The sequence below is a fragment of the Micromonospora lupini genome, from assembly GCF_026342015.1.
GTDB lineage: Bacteria > Actinomycetota > Actinomycetes > Mycobacteriales > Micromonosporaceae > Micromonospora > Micromonospora lupini_B.
This window is the reverse complement of the sequence record NZ_JAPENL010000001.1, coordinates 2,906,498-2,925,643: the sequence shown is the minus strand read 5'-3', so window position 1 is coordinate 2,925,643 and position 19,146 is coordinate 2,906,498. Positions and strand designations below refer to the sequence as shown.

General features: G+C 74.8%; 8 protein-coding genes and 1 pseudogene. 4 read left to right on the top strand and 5 right to left on the bottom strand.

Annotated features, from left to right (window positions below):
• Positions 1-8: 8 nt before the first annotated feature.
• From OOJ91_RS13315 to OOJ91_RS13300, 4 genes are read right to left on the bottom strand one after another with little or no spacing between them, the layout of a single operon-like run.
• Positions 9-701 (bottom strand): aspartate/glutamate racemase family protein, encoded by a 693-nt coding sequence (locus OOJ91_RS13315; protein WP_266244894.1) that lies wholly within the window; start codon positions 699-701, stop codon positions 9-11.
• 5 nt (positions 702-706) lie between these two features.
• Complete coding sequence (locus tag OOJ91_RS13310) at positions 707-8,038, bottom strand: amino acid adenylation domain-containing protein (RefSeq protein WP_266244893.1); 7,332 nt, start codon at positions 8,036-8,038, stop codon at positions 707-709.
• A gap of 1 nt (position 8,039) precedes the next feature.
• Positions 8,040-8,261, bottom strand: a complete 222-nt coding sequence (locus tag OOJ91_RS13305; RefSeq protein ID WP_266244892.1) for an MbtH family protein — start codon at positions 8,259-8,261, stop codon at positions 8,040-8,042.
• Positions 8,258-10,045 carry a non-ribosomal peptide synthetase gene (locus tag OOJ91_RS13300; RefSeq protein ID WP_266244891.1) on the bottom strand — a complete coding sequence of 596 codons (1,788 nt, stop codon included), beginning with the start codon at positions 10,043-10,045 and terminating at the stop codon, positions 8,258-8,260. The genes OOJ91_RS13305 and OOJ91_RS13300 overlap by 4 nt, the downstream gene beginning before the upstream one ends.
• A gap of 152 nt (positions 10,046-10,197) precedes the next feature.
• Between OOJ91_RS13300 and OOJ91_RS13295 the strand changes: the two genes are divergently transcribed.
• The 4 genes from OOJ91_RS13295 to OOJ91_RS13280 are packed head-to-tail and all read left to right on the top strand — an operon-like array spanning position 10,198 to position 15,963.
• Positions 10,198-11,718 (top strand): argininosuccinate lyase, encoded by a 1,521-nt coding sequence (locus OOJ91_RS13295; protein WP_266244890.1) that lies wholly within the window; start codon positions 10,198-10,200, stop codon positions 11,716-11,718.
• Between the two features lie 2 nt (positions 11,719-11,720).
• A complete protein-coding gene (locus OOJ91_RS13290; protein ID WP_266244889.1) occupies positions 11,721-12,656 on the top strand; it encodes a GHMP family kinase ATP-binding protein in 936 nt (311 codons plus the stop codon).
• Positions 12,656-14,929, top strand: coding sequence for a pyridoxal-phosphate dependent enzyme (locus OOJ91_RS13285; RefSeq protein WP_266244888.1), 2,274 nt, complete (start codon positions 12,656-12,658; stop codon positions 14,927-14,929). The genes OOJ91_RS13290 and OOJ91_RS13285 overlap by 1 nt, the downstream gene beginning before the upstream one ends.
• Positions 14,926-15,963, top strand: coding sequence for a GntG family PLP-dependent aldolase (locus OOJ91_RS13280; protein ID WP_266244887.1), 1,038 nt, complete (start codon positions 14,926-14,928; stop codon positions 15,961-15,963). Before OOJ91_RS13285 ends, OOJ91_RS13280 begins: the two co-directional genes overlap by 4 nt.
• On the opposite strand, the pseudogene OOJ91_RS13275 reads toward OOJ91_RS13280, so the two are convergent.
• Positions 15,950-19,045: pseudogene (locus OOJ91_RS13275) on the bottom strand (amino acid adenylation domain-containing protein); the annotation flags it as partial. The gene OOJ91_RS13280 and the pseudogene OOJ91_RS13275 sit on opposite strands and share 14 nt — an antisense overlap.
• Positions 19,046-19,146: the final 101 nt, after the last annotated feature.

Below are 19,146 nucleotides of genomic sequence, written 5' to 3'. Positions count from 1 at the left end.
CGCTCCGGTCAGCGCCTTGCCGGCAGCGGGCGGCCTGCCAGCACCGCGCGGGCCAGCACCGCGTCGGCAAGCACCTCGGTCACGTCGACAAGCGGAAGCGGCCCCGCGCCGCCGCGCGGGGCGATCACCGGCAGCTCCGTGCACGCCAGCACCACGCAGTCGGCCCCGACCGGCCACGGCCCGGCGGCGATCAGCTCGGCCAGGCCGGCGCGCAGCGCCTCGATCGGCTCACCCCGCTTCACCCCGTCGATGAGCGCGTCCACCCGGCGCTGGGCCGCCGTGCTCGGGTACAGCGGGCGGGTCCCGGCTCTCAGGTGCGGCTCGTACAGCCGCAGCCGGGCGGTCGGGGCGGTGGCCAGGAAGACCGGGCGGCAAAAGCCCCGCCCGGCCAGCACCGCGCCCACCTCGGCCAGCAGGTCCAGCACCGGTACGGCCACCGCCCGGGCCACGTCGTCGCGGAAGGCGTGCGTGGTAGCCGACGGGATGACTAGCGCGTCCACCCCGGCGGCTTCCAGGTGCTTGGCGGCCCGCAGGAGCGCCGGCACCGGACTGGGCCCGACCCCCCGCAGGTACGCGATCCGGCTGGGCACCCGCTCGGCGACGAGCACCACCTCCAGGTGCTCGTCGTCCTCCACCGCCGGGGTGAGCTGGATGAGGCGCTGGTAGAAGTGGGCGACGGCCAGCGGACCCACCCCACCCACGACGCCTAGTCGGCGGATGTCCAACCCCGCTCCCGCAACGCGTCGGAGATCCGGGCCGCCAGCACTGTCGCGTGTGGCGCGTACACCAGGTCGTGGTGGTTGCCCGGCACCGGCACCACGTACACCGGGCCCCGGGTGCGTGCCCGCCAGCTCGCCGGGTTCACCTGCGGGTTGGTGAGCGTGGGATGCCGCTCGGTGGCCGTGAACAGGTGGATCGGGGCGCGGATCGGCGCGCGCGGCGCGTACCTGTCGGCGGCCCGGCCGTTCGCGGTGAACACCGCCACCATCCGGCGCAGCGTTGCGGTGTCCGCGCCGCGCGGCACCCGGCCCCGCTGCTGCGCGTCGCGCAGCAGGATGGCCAGCGCCTCCTGCTCCTCGGCGGCGGCCAGCTCGGCGACCTGCTCCGGGGCCAGCTCGGCGATCAGCCCGTAGCGTTCCAGCTCGCTGCGCCCGGTGAACCACGGCTCCAACTCCTCCCGGCCGAACGCGCGCGCGTCCAGGACGCCGAGGAAGTCGACGGTCTCGCCGGCCGCCTCCAACCGGGCCGCCATCTCGAAGGCCACGTTGCCGCCGAAGGACCAGCCGGCCAGCCGGTACGGCCCGCCCGGCGCCACCGCCCGGATCTCGTCGACGTAGCGCTGGGCCATCTCCTCGATGGCCGTCAGGGGCGTGTCGTCGGTGTTGTAGCCGACCGCCTCGACGCCCTGCACCGCGCAGACCCCGGCCAGCTCCCGGGCGAGCTGCGCGTAGCAGGCCACGTCGCCGCCCTGCGGGTGGACGAGGAACAGCGGCGGCTGCGCGGTGGGCCCGTCGGCAAGCGGGACGAGCAACAGGTCGGTGGCGGCGGCTCCGGTGCCCAGCACCGCGGCGAGCCGTTCCACTGTGGGGTGGGTGAAGACGACGCTTAGCGGTACGGCGACGTCCAGTTCGCCGCGGATCGCCTCGACGAGGTCCACGGCCCGCAACGAGTGGCCGCCGACGGCGAAGAAGTCGTCGCGTACGCCGATCGGGCCGTGCCCGAGGACCCGTTCCCAGATCCGCACGAGGGTCAGCTCCAGGATGTCGCGCGGGGGCAGCGCGTCGACGCGTGTCGTCGGGGCCGGGGCCGGCAGCCGGGCCCGGTCCAGCTTGCCGTGTGGGGTCAGCGGCAGCGCGTCAAGCGTCTGGAGTCGCGCCGGCACCGACTGCTCGGGCAGCGTGTCGGCGAGCCGGTCGCGCAGCCCGCCCAGGTCGACGGCACCGCCGACGACCACGTAGCCGGCAAGCTCGCCGTCGTGCACCGCCGCCGCGGCGGCCCGGACCCCCGGGCAGGCGGCCAGGGCGGCCTCCACCTCGCCCAGCTCCACCCGGACACCGCGGATCTTCACCTGCTGGTCCCGGCGGCCGTGGAAGACCAGCCGACCGTCCGCGCGCCACCGGACCAGGTCGCCGGTGCGGAACAGTCGGCCACCGGGCGGCCCGAACGGATCCGGCACGAACCGCTGCGCGGTCAGCCCGGGCGCCCGCTGGTAGCCCCGGGCCAGCCCCGGCGAACCGAGGTACAGCTCCCCCAGGGCGCCCGGCGGCAGCAGCTCACCGCGCGGGCCGAGGACGTGGCAGCGCACGTGCGGAATGGGCCGTCCGATCGGCACCGCGCCGTCCTCGTCGCTCACCTCGTGGTACGTCGAGGTCATCGTGGCCTCGGTCGGGCCGTACTGGTTGACGAGCACGATGCCGGGGGCGAGCTGTCGTGCGGCGCGGACGTGCTGCGCGCCCAACGCCTCGCCGCTGACCAGGCCGAGTCGCACCGACCCGGCGGCGTCCGGTCGAGCGCCGGCGGCGGTCGCCAGCGCGATCAGCATCGGCGGCACAAGCGTCAGCAGCGCCGTCACCCGGTGCCGCTCGATCGCGGCGAGCAGGGCGTACGGGTCGCGCGTCGCACCGTCGGGCGGCAGCACCACCCGTCCGCCGACAACCAGCGGGCCGAAGATGTCCCTGATGGACGCGTCGAAGGAGATCGCCGCCAGTTGCAGCACCACGTCCCGCTCGGTCAACCCGATCGGCCCGCTCAGGTACGCCAGGAAGTTGGCGATGCCCCGGTGCGGCGTCGGTACGCCCTTCGGCGCTCCGGTCGACCCGGAGGTGTAGTAGATCGCGGCCCTGTCGTCGGGGTGCGGCACGTGCCCGGGGTCGGTGGCCGGCTCGGCAAGCACGGCCGGCCACTCCTCTTCCAGGCAGTACGTCGGCACGCCCTCGGTGGCGGCGGCCGGCCCGCGCCGGGCGAGCGCGTCGCGGCAGGTCAGGACCAGCAGGGGCGCGCTGTCCGCGACGAGGTGGGTGAGCCGGCCGGGCGGCGCGGCAGGGTCCATCGCCACGTACGCCCCACCCGAGCGCAGCACCGCGAGCAGCGCCACCACGAGGTCCGTCGAGCGGGGCAGCGCCACGCCCACCACCACGTCCCGGCGGACGCCGCGCCGACGCAGCCAGCGGGCCAGCCGATTGGCCCGTCCGTCCAGCTCGGCGTAGGTCAGCTCGGTCGTGGTCGGCGCGGCCGTGGTGTGCGCGGTCATCGTCGGCTCGTGCGCCCCGATGTCCACCGGTGGGCCCTGGACGGGCGTGGCGAGGCACACCGCCACCGCGTCAGGTGTGCGCGCCGCCTGCCGGGCCACCAGCTCCGGCAGCGACGGCTGATCCGGGGCCGGCCCGACGTCGCCGCCCCACTGCGCCAGCAGCCGCCGCTCGGCGGCCGTCGGGCCCAGCTCGGACAGCCGCCGCCGGGGGGCGGCAACCACCGCCTGGATCGTCCGAACGTACGCGGCGGCGAACGCCTCGACCGTCGCCGCGTCGTACAGGTCGATGGCGTACTCCACCGTGCCGCGCAGCCCGTCCGGGACCTCCACCACCGACACGTTCAGGTCGTACTTCGCCCCACCCGGGCCGAGGTCCACCGCTTCCACGCCGACGCCTGGCAGCCGCAGCGCCGCGTCGTCGCGCTCCTCCGGGCGGAAACCCACCTGGAACAGCGGGTTCCGGGACGGGTCCCGGGCGACCCGCAGCTCCTCGACAAGCCGCTCGAACGGCACGTCCCGGTGCGAGAAGTCGACGGCGGCGGCCCGCCGCACGCGATCCAGCAGCCCGGCGAAGGTCGGGTCGCCGCCGACGTCGCCGCGCAGCACCAGCGTGTTGACGAAGCACCCGACCACCGGTTCCAGCTCGGCGTCGTCCCGGCCGGCCACCGGCGTACCCACCACCACGTCGTCCTGGCCGGTGAAGCGGGCGAGGACCACCTGGAAGGCGGCGAGCAGGGCCATGAACGTCGTCGCGCCGGAAAGCCGGGCCAGCTCCCGCACCGCCCGCGCGGTCTCGGCGGGCACCGTGAAGTCCACCCGGGCGCCTCGCCCCGACCAGGTGGCCGGCCGCTGCCGGTCGGTGGGCAGCGAGCAGTGCGGCAGGTCGGCGAGCCGGGCCCGCCAGTGGTCGAGCTGGTCGGCGAACGCCGCCGGGCCGCGCCGCTGCTGCCAGTAGGCGTAGTCGGCGTACGTCAGCGGCAGCGCCGGCAGCTCCGGCGCCCGGCCTGCGGCGAGTGCCGCGTACGCCGTGCCGACCTCCCGCCACAGCACCCGCAGCGACCAGCCGTCCACCGCCGCGTGGTGCAGCACCAGCACCACCGTGTGGTGGTCCTCGGCGACCCGGACGACCCTAGCCCGGGCCTGGGGGCCGCGCGCCAGGTCGAACGGTCGGGCCGCGTCTGTGGCGGCGAGCCGGAGCACGGTGGAGTCCTCGGCGTCGGGCAGGTCGGTGCGCACCACCTCGCACGGCGGGCCGGGGATCTGCCGGTCGGCGGCCCCGTCGGCGACGAACCGAGCGGCCAGCGCGTCGTGCCGGGCCAGCACCGTGCGCAGCGCCTCGGTCAGCGCCGACGTCGACAGAGGCCCGCGCAGGCGCAGCACACTGGGCACCAGGTAGCTGCCGTCGCCGGGGTGGAGGCGGTCGAGGAACCACAGCCGGCGCTGCGCGTACGACAGCGGGGCGACAGCCCCGGCCGGCCGGGCGGTGAGTGGCGGACGGCCGGCGGAGGACGGGTCGACGTGGCTGCCGGCCCCCGCCGGCCGGGCGTCGCGGTCGGCGTCCGCCGGCCGGGCGTCGAGCGTGGCGGTGCCGGCTGGTCCGGCGGTGCCGGTCGGAACGGCGCTGAGCGTGGCGGCCAGCTCGGCCGGCGTGGGGTGGGTGAACAGGGTCCGCAGGGACACGTCCACGCCGGTAGCCGCGCGCAGCCGGGCAGCCACCTGCAACGCCCGCAGCGAGTGCCCGCCGAGCTGGAAGAAGTCGTCCCGCACGCCGATCCGGTCCCGGTCGAGCACCGCCGTCCAGGTGTCCACCACGAGGCGTTCCAGGTCGGTCCGTGGCGCGACGTGGTCGGGGCCGGCCGGGCGTACGTCCGGTGGGGGCAGCGCGGCCCGGTCCACCTTGCGGTTCGGGCTGAGCGGCAGCTCCGGCAGCTCGACCACGATGCCGGGCACGAAGGCGTCGGGCAGAGTGCCGCGCAGGTGCGCGCGCAACGTCGCCACGTCCAGGGGCTGATCGCGCCACACCACGTACCCGACGAGCTGCCGGTCGGCGTCCTCGCCCCAGGTGGTCACCGCCGCGCCGGCCACCGCCGGGTGCGCGGCCAGCGCCGCCTCCACCTCGCCCAGCTCGATCCGGTTGCCGCGCACCTTCACCTGCGTGTCCGCCCGGCCGACGAACTCGATAGTCCCGTCCGGGCGCAGCCGGGCCAGGTCGCCGCTGCGGTAGAGCCGGCCGCCGGAGCCGAACGGGTCCGGCAGGTAGTGCTCGGCGGTCAACCGGGGCTGCCCGGCGTACCCGCGACCGACGCCCACGCCGCCGACGTACACCTCGCCGATGACTCCGACCGGGACCGGCCGCAGCGCCGGGTCCAGCACGTACACCGTGTTGTTGGGCAGCGGCCGACCGATGGGCATCGGCCGGTCCGGTTGGACGGCGTGCACCTCGTACGCCGTGCACCAGACAGTCGTCTCGGTCGGCCCGTACAGGCACCAGAACCGGGACACCCGGCCGAGCAGCTCGGCGGCCAACGCGCTCGGCACCGTCTCGCCGGACGCGCCGGCCCGCAGGTCGCCGCCGGTCCAACCGGCGTCGACGAGCATCCGCCACATCGTCGGCGTGGTCTGCATGACGCTGACGCCGCCGCTGGCCAGCAGCGCGCCGAGCGCCACGCCGTCGGTGGCCGTCCGGCGCGACGCCAGCAGCACAGTCGCGCCGACGGTGAGCGGGCTGAGCAGTTCCGGCAGGGACAGGTCGAAGGCGTGTGAGGCGACGGCGGCCACCACGTCGGTGTCGGTGACCCCGAAGAGCCGCACGAACGCCGTCGTCAGGTTGACGATCGCCCGGTGCGGAACCATCACGCCCTTGGGTCGCCCGGTGGAGCCGGACGTGTAGATCAGGTAGGCCAGGTCGTCCGGCCCGGTGGCGGTTACCGGCGGGGTGTCCGGCAGCCCGGCCAGCCGGTCGCCCAGCCGGTCGAGGCGCAGCAGCCGTGGGCCGGGCGGTGCGCCGAGCCGGTCCCACACGTCACAGGTGGTCAGCAGCAGCCCCGCCGCGCTGTCGGCGAGCACGTGCCGGACCCGGTCGGCGGGGTGGTCCGGGTCGACAGGCACGTACGCGCCGCCGGCCTTGAGGACGGCGAGAAGCGCGACCACCAGCTCCGGCGCGCGGTCCAGGCAGACGCCCACAGTGACGTCGGGGCCGACGCCGTGGTCGACGAGCAGGTGCGCCAGTCGGTTGGCGCGTCGCTCCAGCTCGCCGTAGGTAAGTTCGACGTCGTCGCAACGGACGGCGACCGCGGCCGGGAAGCGCCGGGCACGGTCGCCGACCAGGTCGCCGAGCAGCCGGTCGTCCGGGTACGCGGCGTCGGTGTCGTTCCACTCCTCGGTGATCCGGGTGTGCTCGGCGGGTGGCAGGACCGCCAGCGCGGCGACCGGGCTGCCCGGGTCTGCCACCGCGTCGGCGAGCAGGCACAGGTAGCTGTCGACAAGACGCGCCACTGTGGCCTGCTCGAACAGATCGGTGGCGTACTCGACGAAGCCGCTCAGCCGGCCCTCGCGGCGGGTCAGCACCAGCTCGACGTCGAACTTCACCGTGCCGGTGCCGAGCGGCACCGGCTCGACCACGCAGCCGGGCAGCTCGAACGGGGCGGTCTCCTCGTCCTGCACGGTGAACATCGCCTGGAACAGCGGATTGCGGGACAGGTCCCGGGAAGGGCGCAGTTCCTCGACGAGCCGTTCGAACGGCACGTCGCGGTGCTCGTGGGCGTCGACGACCGCGTCGCGTACGTCGTTCAGCAGCGCCGCGAACGGCCGCTCGGGGCGTACCTGCGACCGGATCACCACTGTGGTGCCGAAGAACCCGACGACAGACTCCAGCTCGGCGTGCTGCCGGTCGGCGAAGAGGGTGCCGACGGCGACGTCGGTGCGGCCACTGAAGCGGTGCAACACGGCCGTGAACCCGGCCAGCAGCGCGTGGAACAGCGTCATCCCGTGCCGGGTGGCCAGCTCACGAACCCCGTCGGCGAGCGCGTCGGGCACCGCGAAGTCGTACCTGTCGCCCCGGCCGCCGAACACCTGCGGTCGGGGACGGTCGGTCGGCAGCTCCAGCGGCGACAACCCGGCCAGCCGCTGCCGCCAGTAGTCGAGCTGCCGGGCCAGCCGCTCGCCGCGCAGGTGCTCCCGTTGCTGGTACGCGTGGTCCACGTACCGCGCGGGCAGCTCCGGCAGGGCCGGCACGGTGCCCGCCAGCAGGGCCCGGTACGCCGTGGCCAGCTCGGCCCAGAGCAGCGCCATCGACCAGCCGTCCACAGCGATGTGGTGGACTACCAGCACCACGTACCACTCGGCGTCCCCGGCGGTCAGCAGCTCGGCGCGCAGCGGCAGCCCCGTCGCGAGGTCGAAGGGTTGCCGGACCAGCTCCCGGGCGCGGGCCAACGGGTCCGCGACGGTGGCGACGGCGACCGGGATCGCGCCCAGCTCGCGCGGCACCGGCCGAGGTCGACCGTCCACCTCGGGGTAGCTGGTGCGCAGCACCTCGTGGCGCTCCAGCACGATGCCGAACGCGAGCCGCAGCGCGGCGGCGTCGAGGGGGCCGCGGACCCGCAGCACCTCGGCGACGTTGTAGTCGGGTGCGCCGTCGAGGAACCGGTCGGCAAGCCACACCGATTCCTGTGCCGGTGAGGTGACGAGCGCGTCGTCGGGGCAGCGGGGCAGGGCCGGCGACGGTGCGGCCCGGCTCGCCTCGCGTGCCGCGCGTAGCCGTTGGGCCAGCAGGTCCGCCGTGCTCGACACGTCAGGCCACGTCGTCCGGCTCGCCGTCCAGGTGCCGGCGCAGGCTCGCCGGGCGCATGTCCACCCAGACCCGCTCGACGTGGGCGAGGCACTCCTCGCGGCTGCCGCTGGTGCCCTCGGCCCGCCAGCCCGCCGGCACCTGCCGCTCGGCCGGCCAGATCGAGTACTGCTCCTCGTGGTTGACCACCACGCTGTACGACAGCTCGTCGGTCTCGTTCGTCACCGCGCTGCTCCCTCCAGGTCCGCCAGCACGAGCCGTTCCAGCTCCGCCGCGGACGCCGCGATCGTCGGGTGGTCGAAGATCAGCCGCAGCGGGATGTCAAGGCCGAACGCCTGCCGCAACCGGCTGAGGACGCGTACGGCGAGCAGCGAGTGCCCGCCGGTGGCGAAGAAGTCCTGGTCGACGCCGATCCGGTCGACGCCGAGCACGGCGCACCAGATCTCCGCGACGGTCTCCTCGGTGACCGTCCGGGGTGCCAACAACGCTCCGTCGTCGCTGCCGGGCGTCGGGAGGGCCGCCAGCGCGGCCCGGTCGACCTTGCCGTTGGGGTGCAGCGGCAGCCGGTCGACCACCGTGAGGTGGGTCGGCACGGCGTAGCTGGTCAGCACCGTGCGCAGGTGGGCGCGCACGTCGTCGACCGAGCAGCGGCCGGCCTGCCGGGGCACCAGGTAGGCGGCGAGGTGTTTCGTGCCGGCGCCGAGCGCGAGCACCACCGCGTCGGCGACCTGCGGGTGGCCGCGCAGCGCTGTCTCCACCTCGCCCAGCTCGATCCGTACACCGCGGATCTTGACCTGGTGGTCGACCCGGTCGACGAAGGCGAGCGTCCCGTCCGGACGCTGCGCGCCGCGGTCGCCGGTGCGGTACATCCGGGCGCCGAAGCCGTCCGGGTCGGGCACGAACGCAGCAGCGGTGCGTCGCGGGTCGCCCTGGTAGCCGCGGGCCAGCCCGACGCCGCCGATGCACAGCTCGCCGACGTCGGCGCCGCGGACCGGGTGGTGCCGGGCGTCGCGCACGGTGACCCGGTTGCCTGTCATCGGTTGACCGATGGGCACGCTCGCGCCGTCGGCGAGGCCGTCGGCGGGCCGGCAGATGTGGTACGTCGAGTCGATCGAGACCTCGGTGGCGCCCCAGGTGTTGTCCAGTGAGACCCCGTCGGGGAACCGCGCGAAGAATCGGCGCACCAGCTCCGGGCGCAGCGCCTCGCCGCTGCACAGCACACTGCGCAGGCGGGTCAGCCCGGCCACGTCGCCGTCGGTGAGCGTCTCCAGGAACAGGTCGAACACGCTCGGGACGAACTGCAGGTGCACGGCCTCGTGCCGGATCGCCGCGTCGATGATGGCGCGCGGGTCGCGGTGCGCGCCGGGGGTCAGCATGGCGACCCGACCGCCGACCAGCAGCGGCCACAGCAGCTCGACCGCCGCGTCGTCGAACGTCAGGGTGGTCTTCTGCAGCACTGTCTCGCCGGGCTGGAGGTGGTGCCGCTCCTGCATCCAGCGCATCCGGTTGGCCCAGCCGCCGTGGGTGCAGGCGACGCCCTTGGGTCGGCCGGTCGAGCCGGAGGTGTAGTAGATCGCGCAGAGCTGGTCCGGGTGCGGCGGCGTCGGTGCCAGCGGCGTGCCGCCGGTGGGCGTGGCGTCGGGGAGCACGGCGATCCGGCCGGCGGCGCGCACCTCCCCGGCCAGGGATGGACCCACCACGCACACGGTCGCGGCGGCGTCGGTCAGGATCGCCTCCCGCCGGGCGGCAGGCGTCTCCGGCTCGATCGGCACGTACGCGCCGCCGGCGCGCAGCACCGCCAGCACGGCGGCCACCATGTGCGCCGACCGGTCGAGGACGAGCCCGACGGGCTGGTCGGCCCGTACGCCCGCCTCGCGCAGCGCGGCCGCCAGGTCGCCCACGCGGGCGTCAAGCGCCGCGTAGTCGAGCGTCCCGCCGTCGTCCACCACGGCCGGCGCCGACGGTGTCCGGTGGGCCTGTCGCGCGAACATCTCGTGAAGTGACGTCACGGCACCTCCTCGCCGGCAGTCACGGTGCCAGAGTCCGCTATCGATGCGCTTTCGCCGCGGTATGTCGCCCGGCCGGCGAATATCGACAGGGGTTGTCACGTCGCTGCGGGCCTGGGTATGTTTCTGCCGCCGGCGCAACGGGGAGGCCGATCGTGAACAGCAGCGCGCCGTCCGGCCTGACCGGGCGGATCGACGAGCCACCCGGCCGGCTCCTCCACGACGAGGTGCTGGCGCCGCAGTTCCGCTTCGAGGTCGAGCACCTGCTCGCGTCGTACGTGGCGGCGGAGAAGGTGCTGGCCCTGGAATACCAGCGGATGGGGCTGCTCACCGCCGACCAGGCGGCCGCCGTGGCCGTCGGCCTGGACAGCGCCGCCCCGGCCGCGCTCAGCGCCGACCCGGTGGCCAACCTGTCGGATCTCGCGTTCGCCCTGGAGCGGCACGTCGAGGCGGCGCTTGCCGAGCCGCTGCCGCTGTGGCACGTCGACCGCAGCCGCAACGACCTCCAGGCCACCGCCCAGTTGCTGTTCGCCCGGCAGCAGGTGGTCGGGGTGGCACAGGCGCTGCTCGGGTTGGGGGCCAGCCTGCACCGGCGGGCCGGTCAGCACACCACAAGCCCGATGCCCGGCTACACCCACTTCCAGGCCGCCCAGGTGATCACGCCGGGCTTCCACCTGGCCGCGTTCTCCGGGCACGTGCTGCACACCCTGCGCCGGCTGCTGACCACGTACGACGCGATCGACGCCTGCCCGCTCGGCGCGGGCGCGATGGCAGGTCAGGACCTCCCGTGGGACCGGGACCGGATGGCCCGACTGCTCGGCTTCCGGGCGGCCCAGCCGCACGCGCTGACCGCGGTGGCGTCCCGCCGCTGGGTGCTGGAGGTCACCGCCGAGCTGTCCCTGTTCGGCGCGGAGACCAGCCGGTTCGTCACCGATCTGATCGCCTGGGGCGGCAGCGACCTGGGTTTCCTTGATCTGCCCGACGAGCTGAGCGGCATCTCCTCGGCGATGCCGCAGAAGAAGAACTTCCCGATCCTGGAACGGATCAGGGGCCGCTCGGCGCACCTGGGCGCGTTCCACACCGACGCGCTGCTCGGCCAGCGCAACACCCCGTACGCCAACCTCGTCGAGGTGTCCAAGGAGGCCGGCGCCCACCTGTACACAGCGATCGACGCCACCCGCTCGCTGCTGCGGCTGCTCACCGCTGTGGTGGACAATCTGCGCTTCCGGACCGAGAAGATGCTCGCCGCCTGCGAGCGGGAGTTCCTGGGCGGGTTCGCGCTCGCCAACCTGCTGACCCTGCGCGAGGGCGTGCCGTGGCGGCGGGCCCAGGTGCTCGCCGGCCGGTACGTGGTGGCCGCGGCGGCGACCGGCCGGGCGCCCCACGACACCGACCCGGAGCTGCTGGCGGCCACCACCGCCGCCGAGGGCTACCGGCTGGCCGACCCGGCGACGCTGCTGCGCGAGGCGTTCGACGTGCACGCCGGGCTGGCCCGGCGGACCGCCGGCTCGACCCGGCCCTCCGCGGTGACCGACCTGCTGGCGACGCAGGCGCTCGACTACGACGAGCTGCGCGCGCAGTGGGCGCGGCGGGCCGCGACCGACCGGGCGGCGGTCGAGGAGACCGATCGGCTGCTGGGGCTGGTCCCGGCGGGCGCGGGCCACGGGATCGGCTGACGATGGGGGAGGGGGCGTGCACCGCCGACCGGGACGCGTTGCTGGCGGCCACCGGCCGGCTCGGCGTCGGCACCGCGTTCGGCACCTTCGGGGAGCTGTTGCAGGGCGTCCTGCCCGACGCGGACCGGGACTTCCTGGTGACCTTCCCGATGGCGCAGTGGGCCACCGCCACGTTCTGGCCGCGCAACGAGCTGGACCACATCCGCGTCTTCCCGCAGCACAAGCGGAAGTCGGCCCGGCTTGCCGCCACCATCATGGAGCTGTTCGGCCTGTCCGGCGGCGGCGTGCTGGAGCTGGGCGGTGAGCTGGCCGAGGGGAAGGGCTTCGCCAGCTCGTCGGCGGACCTGGTGGCCACGGCGCGGGCGGTCGGGGACGCGTTCGGCATGCCGCTGAGCGAACGCACAATCGAGTCGCTGCTACGCCAGATCGAGCCCTCCGACGGCGTCATGTACGACGGGGTCGTCGCCTTCTACCACCGGGAGGTGCGGCTGCGCGAACGCATAGGCGTGCTGCCCCCGCTCACCGTTGTGGCCCACGACGAGGGCGGCGCGGTGGACACGATCCGCTTCAACCGCATCCCGAAGCCGTTCGACGACGCCGACAAGCAGGAGTACGCCCGGCTGCTCGCCGCGCTCACCGCGGCCGTCCGCGCCGGCGACCTGCCCGCCGTCGGCCGGGTCACCACCCGCAGCGCCGAGCTGAACGGCAAGCTGCGCCCCCGCCGGCACTTCGACGTGCTGCACCGGCTCTGCCGGGAGGTGGACGGCTACGGCCTGGTCATCGCGCACAGCGGCACCGCCCTCGGTGTCCTGCTCGCCGAGGACGACCCGGAGCGCGCCGCGAAGATCGACCACGTGCGCGCCGCCTGCGCCGCGCTGCCCGGCCAGGTGACCGTGCACCGGTCGCTCGGCGCCGACGAGCTGTCCGGGGGCGGCTGATGCGCTTCGACCAGGTCAGCGACGCCATCGGCCACACTCCGCTGGTCCGGCTGCGGATGCCCTGCGCGCCGGCCGTCGAGGTGTACGCGAAGCTCGAGTCGCAGAACCTGTACGGGATGAAGGACCGGGTCGCCCGCGCCATGATCCTCGAGGCCCGCCGGTTGGGTGTGCTCGCCGACGGCGACCCGGTGGTGGAGAGTTCGTCGGGCACGATGGCCCTCGGGGTGGCCCTGGTCGGCCGGTCGCTCGGGCACCCGGTGCACATCGTCACCGACCCCCGGATCGACCGGGTGACCCTGGCGAAGCTGCGTGCGCTCGGCTGCGAGGTGCACGTCGTGTCGGCGATGACGTCGCACGGCTGGCAGAGCGCCCGCATCGAGCGGCTGGAGGAGCTGCTCGCCGGGCTGCCCGGGGCGTTCTGGCCGCAGCAGTACAGCAATCCGGACAATCCCGGTGCGTACCGGTGGCTGGCCGACGAGCTGCTCGCCGACCTCGGCCCGTTCGACGTGCTGGTCGGTTCGGTGGGCAGCGGGGGATCGCTCTGCGGCAGCTCCCGGGCGCTGCGCCGCAGCCTGCCCGACCTGCGGGTGGTCGGGGTGGACTGCGTGGGCAGCATGCTGTTCGGCCAACCGGACCAGCCTGGGCGTCTGCAGAGCGGGCTGGGCAACAGTCTCCTGCCGAGGAACCTGGACCGCCGGCTGGTCGACGAGGTGCACTGGCTCAACGACCACGAGGCGTTCGTGGCCACCCGGGAGCTGGCCCGCGAGCAGCAGATCTTCGCCGGCAACACGTCCGGCTCGGTCTACCGGGTGCTGCACGACGTGGCCCGCCGTACGCCGCCCGGCGGCCGGGTGGTCGGCATCTTCCCCGACCGCGGCGACAGGTACGCCGACACCGTCTACGACGACGACTACTGGGCCGCCACCGGGCTGACCGCGCTGCCGCTGGCCGCCGAGCCGGCAGTGGTCGAGCCCGACACAGTGGTCACCTCGTGGTCGCGGGCGGTCCTCGCCCCGCCGACCGGCCGGCGGTACCTGCTCTTCGTCGAGTCCAACACCACAGGCACCGGGATGCTCGCCCTGCGCCGCGCCGCCGACCTGGGCTTCGACCCGGTGTTGCTGACCGCCGACCCGACCCGCTACGCCGGACTGGGCGACACGGCCGCCGAGGTGGCGGTCTGCGACACCGGGTCGGTTCCCGCGCTGCGCGCGTTCGTGCAGGCCCGCTACCGCCGCGACGAGCTGGCCGGGGTGACGAGCACCAGCGACTTCTTCGTCCCGGCGGTGGCCGAGCTGGCCGGCTGGCTCGGGCTGCCCGGCAACCCCGTCGACGCGGTGCTGAGCTGCCGGGACAAGGGTCGGCTGCGCACGACGCTTGACGCCGCCGGGGTGCGCCAACCTCGACACGTGCTCGTCGAGGAGAGTCCGGACGACACGCTCGCCGGCCGGGTCGCCGCGGCGGTCGACCAGGTGGGCCTGCCGTGCGTGGTGAAGCCCGTCGACGACTCCGGGTCCAACGGCGTCCGGCTCTGCGCCACTGCCGCCGAGGCGCTGGCCCAGGCCGAGCGCGTCCTCGCCGTACGCCACAACGTGCGTGGCCTGCCCACGGCCCGGCGGGTGCTTGTGGAGGAGTACCTGGAGGGGCCGGAGGTGAGCGTGGAGCTGTTCGGCACGGGTGACGCCCAGCACTGCCTGGGCATCACCGACAAGCAGGTCGACAGGCCGCCGCACTTCGTGGAGCGGCGGCACGTGTTCCCGGCGGGGCTGTCCCCGGCGCTCGCCACGGAGGTGGTCGACCTGGTCCGCCGCGCACTGGCGGCGGTCGGCATGAGCGTCGGCGCCACCCACAGCGAGGTGCGGCTCACCCCGGCCGGGCCGGCCCTGATCGAGATCAACCCGCGGCCGGCCGGCGGCATGATTCCCGAGCTGATCCGGGCCGCGACAGGTGTGGAGCTGCTCGACCAGCAACTGCGCGCGGCCACCGGACTGCCGGTGACGCTCACACCGACACGCAAGGGGTACGCGGGCATCCGTTTCCTGACCGCCGACCGCACCGGCGCCCTGGCCGGCGTGGACGGGGTGGACCGGGCCGAACGATGCGCGGGGGTGCTGCGGGTGACAGTCACCGCCCGCGCGGGCACGCGTGTGCGGCCACCGGAGAACGCGTACGACCGGGTGGGGCACGTCATCGCCGTCGGAGACGACGCCGGGCAGGTGCTCACCGCCCTCGCCGAGGCCAGTGACCTGCTCACGGTCCGGGTGGACGTGCCGTGATCGAGCTGCGTAGCGACACCTTCACCCTGCCCACCCAGGCGATGCGCGACGCGATGGCCCGAGCGCCACTCGGCGACGACGTGTACGCCGAGGACCCGACCGTCCGCGAGCTGGAGGAGCTTGCCGCGTCCACGTTGGGCAAGCAGGCCGCCTGCCTGACCCCGAGCGGCACCATGGCCAACCTGGCAACGATCATGGCGCACGCGCCGCGCGGCGCGGCCATGCTCGTGGGCGTGGAGAGCGACATCTACATCTACGAGGCCGGCGGCGCGGCGGTCTGCGGCGGGGTGACGTACCTGCCGGTGCCGAATCAGCCCGACGGCCGGCTGCTGCTGACCGACCTGGCCGCCGGGTTCCCCGAGGACCCGGACGACCCGCAGTTCGCCGTGCCCGCCCTGATCTGCCTGGAGAACACGCAGAACCGCTGCGGCGGGATGATCCTGCCGCCGACCTACCTGGCCGAGGTCCGCCGGTTCGCCGACGAGCGCGGGGTGCCGGTGCACCTCGACGGCGCGCGGATCTTCAACGCGGCGGTCGGGTCGGGCGTCGACGTCGCCGAGATCGCCCGGCACGCCGACTCGGTGCAGTTCTGCCTCTCCAAGGGACTCGGCGCACCGATCGGCTCGGTGGTGGTCGGCGACGCCGACCTCATCGAACGGGTGCGTCGGGTCCGCAAGATGCTCGGCGGCGGAATGCGTCAGGCAGGCATCATCGCGGCGGCCGGCATCATCGCCATCCGCGAGCACGGCCGGCTGGCCGAGGACCACGCGAACGCCCGCCGGCTCGCCGATGGGCTCGCCACCATCGACGGGATCGAGGTCGACCCGGCGTCCGTGCAGACGAACATCGTCATGTTCCGGGTGCCGGAGCACCGGTTGACCCGGGCGCGGTTCCTCGCCGAGGCACACGCCGCCGGGGTGGCGCTCGCCGAGTTGGGACACGGCAGGGTCCGCGCGGTCACCCACTCGGGAGTGGCCGGCGCGGACGTCGACCGCGCGCTCACGGTGATCGACGCGGTGCTCAAGGGTTCCTGAGCACGGCCCGCACCGCGCCTGTCGGCACGTCCGGGTCTGCTGCCACGACCTCCAGCACGCGGCGCAGGTCGGCCACCAACCGCCCGCCCTGGGCCGGGCTCAGCGCGTCGCCCTCGATCAGCAGCCGCAGCACCAGCTCCGGGGTCGGCTCCACCACCAGGGTGAGCGGGTAACCGGTGCTCTCCACCACGTCCACCGGCGACAGCGCCGCCGGCAGCGGCGGGTGGTTCTGGAAGACCACGATGCTCTGGAACAGCGGTGTCCCCGCTGGCACCTCGCTGGCCCGGGTGATGTCGGTGAGCGACTGGTGCTCGAACTCCCGGGTGGCGACCTGCTGGGCCTGCACGGCCCGGACCGTCTCGGCGAACGTCGCGGCGGGGTCGAACCGCACCCGCAGCGGCACCGTGTTGATCAGCAGGCCGACGATCGTGTCCGCGCCGGGCAGGTCGTCGGGCCGACCGGCGACAGTCACGCCGACCACCACGTCGTCGCGGTCGGCGTGGCCGGCCAGGACCAGCGCCCACGCGCCGAGCGTCACCGCGTACGGCGTCACGCCCGCGGTCGCGGCGCGGGAGGTCAGCGCGGCCCGCAGCCGGCCGGTGAGGGTCAGCCGTGCGACCCGGGTGCCCGGCAGTCCCACCTGCGGCGCGGCGTCGACAGGCGGGTCCCCGGCGGCGGGACTGCCCGGCGCGGGGCGGGGCAACGGGGTGGGCTCCGGAAAGCCGGCGAGCAGCCGTTTCCAGTGACCTGTCGACCGGTCCGCGGCGGCCAGCCAGCGCAGGTGCCGCCGAAAGGGCGCCACCTGCTCGCGTCGCCCGTCCAACACCTCGGCGAGCAGGACGGCCAGGCTCCACCCGTCGAGCAGCAGGTGGTGGAAGGTGAGCACCAGGTCGACGGAGTCCGCCGCCCGGCGGACGACTGTGAGCCGCACCGGCGGCGCGGCAGCCAGGTCGAGTCCCGCGCGGCGCTCGTCGGTCAGCAGCCGTCGCGTGTCGACAGGCCCGTCGAGCACCCGCACGTCCGGCGGGTGGCCCTCGTGCACGAGCTGCACCGGCTCGGCGACGTCGTCCCACCGGACTGTCGTGCGCAGCGCCGGGTGCCGGCGCACGGCTTCGCGCCACGCGTCGGCGAGCGCGGCCACGTCCACCGGCCGGGCCAGCCGGTAGACGTGCTGCTGGAGGTAGTCCGCCTCGCCGGGCGAGAGCAGCGTGTGGAAGAGCATGCCCTCCTGCATCGGTGTCAGCGGGTACGCGTCGACGAGCCGCGCCGGGCCGGCAGACGGGCCCGCCAACAGCGCCGGGTCGACCGGGCTGAGCGCGAACGGCGGGCCGTCCCACCGCGCCGGGTCGAGCGCCGCCGCCGGATCGGCCACCGTCACGTGCGGCGCGAGCGCCGCCACCGTCGGGTACGCGAACAGGTGTCGGGTGGTCACGTCGAGCCCGGCCCGGCGGGCCAGCGCCACCACCCGCATGGCCAGCACCGAGTCACCGCCGAGGGCGAAGAAGTCGTCGTCGGGACCCACCCGGCCCCGCTCCAGCACCTGCGCCCAGAGCGCGGCCAGCCGGGCCGGCACCCCGTCGGCCGGCGGGTCGACCGACGCCGGCCCGTCGTCGGGTGGCGCGGGCAACGCCCGACGGTCGGTCTTGCCGCTCGGTGTGACCGGAAGGTGGTCCAGGTGCACGAACAGCGCGGGCACCATGTAGTCCGGCAGCCGGCGTGCCAACCGGGCGCGCAGCTCGGCCACCGGGGAGCCGGGCGGCACCACGTACGCGACCAACTGCGGATGCCCGGAGGCGAGGTGCCGGACGGTCACCGCGGCCTCGCGCACCCCCTCGTGCTCCAACAGCGTCTGCTCGATCTCGCCCAGCTCGACGCGGTTGCCGCGGATCTTCACCTGCCCGTCGCGGCGGCCCACGAAGTCGAACTCGCCGTTCGGCAGCCGGCGGGCCAGGTCGCCAGTGCGGTAGAGCCGGCCGGAGCCGCCCGGATCGGGCACGAACGCCTCGGCCGTCAACCCCGGCCGGCGGTGGTAGCCGCGGGCCAGGCCGATCCCGCCGATGTACAGCTCGCCGACGACACCCGTGGGGGTCGGGGCCAGGTCGTCGTCAAGCACGTGCAGGCTGACGTTGGCGATCGGCGTGCCGATCGGCACGCTGGCCCCGTCGAGCGGCGGGCAGACCCGGTGGGCGGAGACGTCCACCGACGCCTCGGTCGGGCCGTACAGGTTGTGCAGGTCACCGGGGAGCCGCCGGGTCGCCTCCCGGGCCAGGGCGACAGGCAGGGCCTCGCCGCTGCAGATCACCCGGCGCACCGTCGGCAGGGCGGGCAGGTCGGGGTCGGCCAGGAACTGCGCCAACATCGTCGGCACGAAGTGCAGCGTGGTCACGCCCCGCTCGACGATAGTCGCCGCCAGGTGGGCGGGGTCGCGGTGCCCGCCCGGGCGCGCGAGCGCCAGCCGGGCCCCGGCGGCCAGCGGCCAGAAGAACTCCCACACCGACACGTCGAAGCCGTACGGGGTCTTCTGCAACACCACGTCGTCGGCGCGTAGCCGGTAGGTGTCCTGCATCCAGCGGATCCGGTTGACGATGCCCCGGTGCGGCACGCACACGCCCTTCGGCCGACCCGTGGAGCCGGACGTGTAGATGACGTAGGCGAGGCTGTCCGGGCTTGCCCGGGGTGGTGGTGGGGTGGCCGGCCACCGCTGTGGCGACTCGTCGTCGACGACACACCACCGTGCCGGGGCCACACCGGGAACGCGGTCGAGCAGGTGCCGCTGGGCGAGCACCACAGGCGGGTCGGCGTCGTCGAGCTGGTAGCCCAGCCGGTCGGCGGGCAGATCCGGGTCGAGCGGCACGTACGCGCCACCGGCGACAAGCACCCCGAGCAGCGCGACGACCAGGTCCACACCGCGTTCGGCGACCACCCCGACGGGAGTGTCCACATCGACCCCGCGGGCCCGCAGGCGATGGGCCAGCCGGTTGGCGCGGGCCACCAGCTCGGCGTAGCGGAGCACCCCGTCGTCGGCAAGCACGGCCACCGCGTCGGGCGTCCGGGCTGCCTGCTCGGTCACCAGGTCGTGCAGGCACCTGTCGTCGGCTCGCGGCACTCCTGTAGTCCAGCACAGCGCGCTGTCGGCGAGCTTTCGATCGGCTATCCCCGCTGCCGGTGGCCCGGCACCCGCGC

What these genes read in the sequence shown, in the direction of transcription:
- OOJ91_RS13290 (WP_266244889.1), top strand. Translation starts at nt 11,721, where the DNA reads ATGGGGGAGGGGGCGTGCACCGCCGACCGGGACGCGTTGCTGGCGGCC.
- OOJ91_RS13285 (WP_266244888.1), top strand. Translation starts at nt 12,656, where the DNA reads ATGCGCTTCGACCAGGTCAGCGACGCCATCGGCCACACTCCGCTGGTC.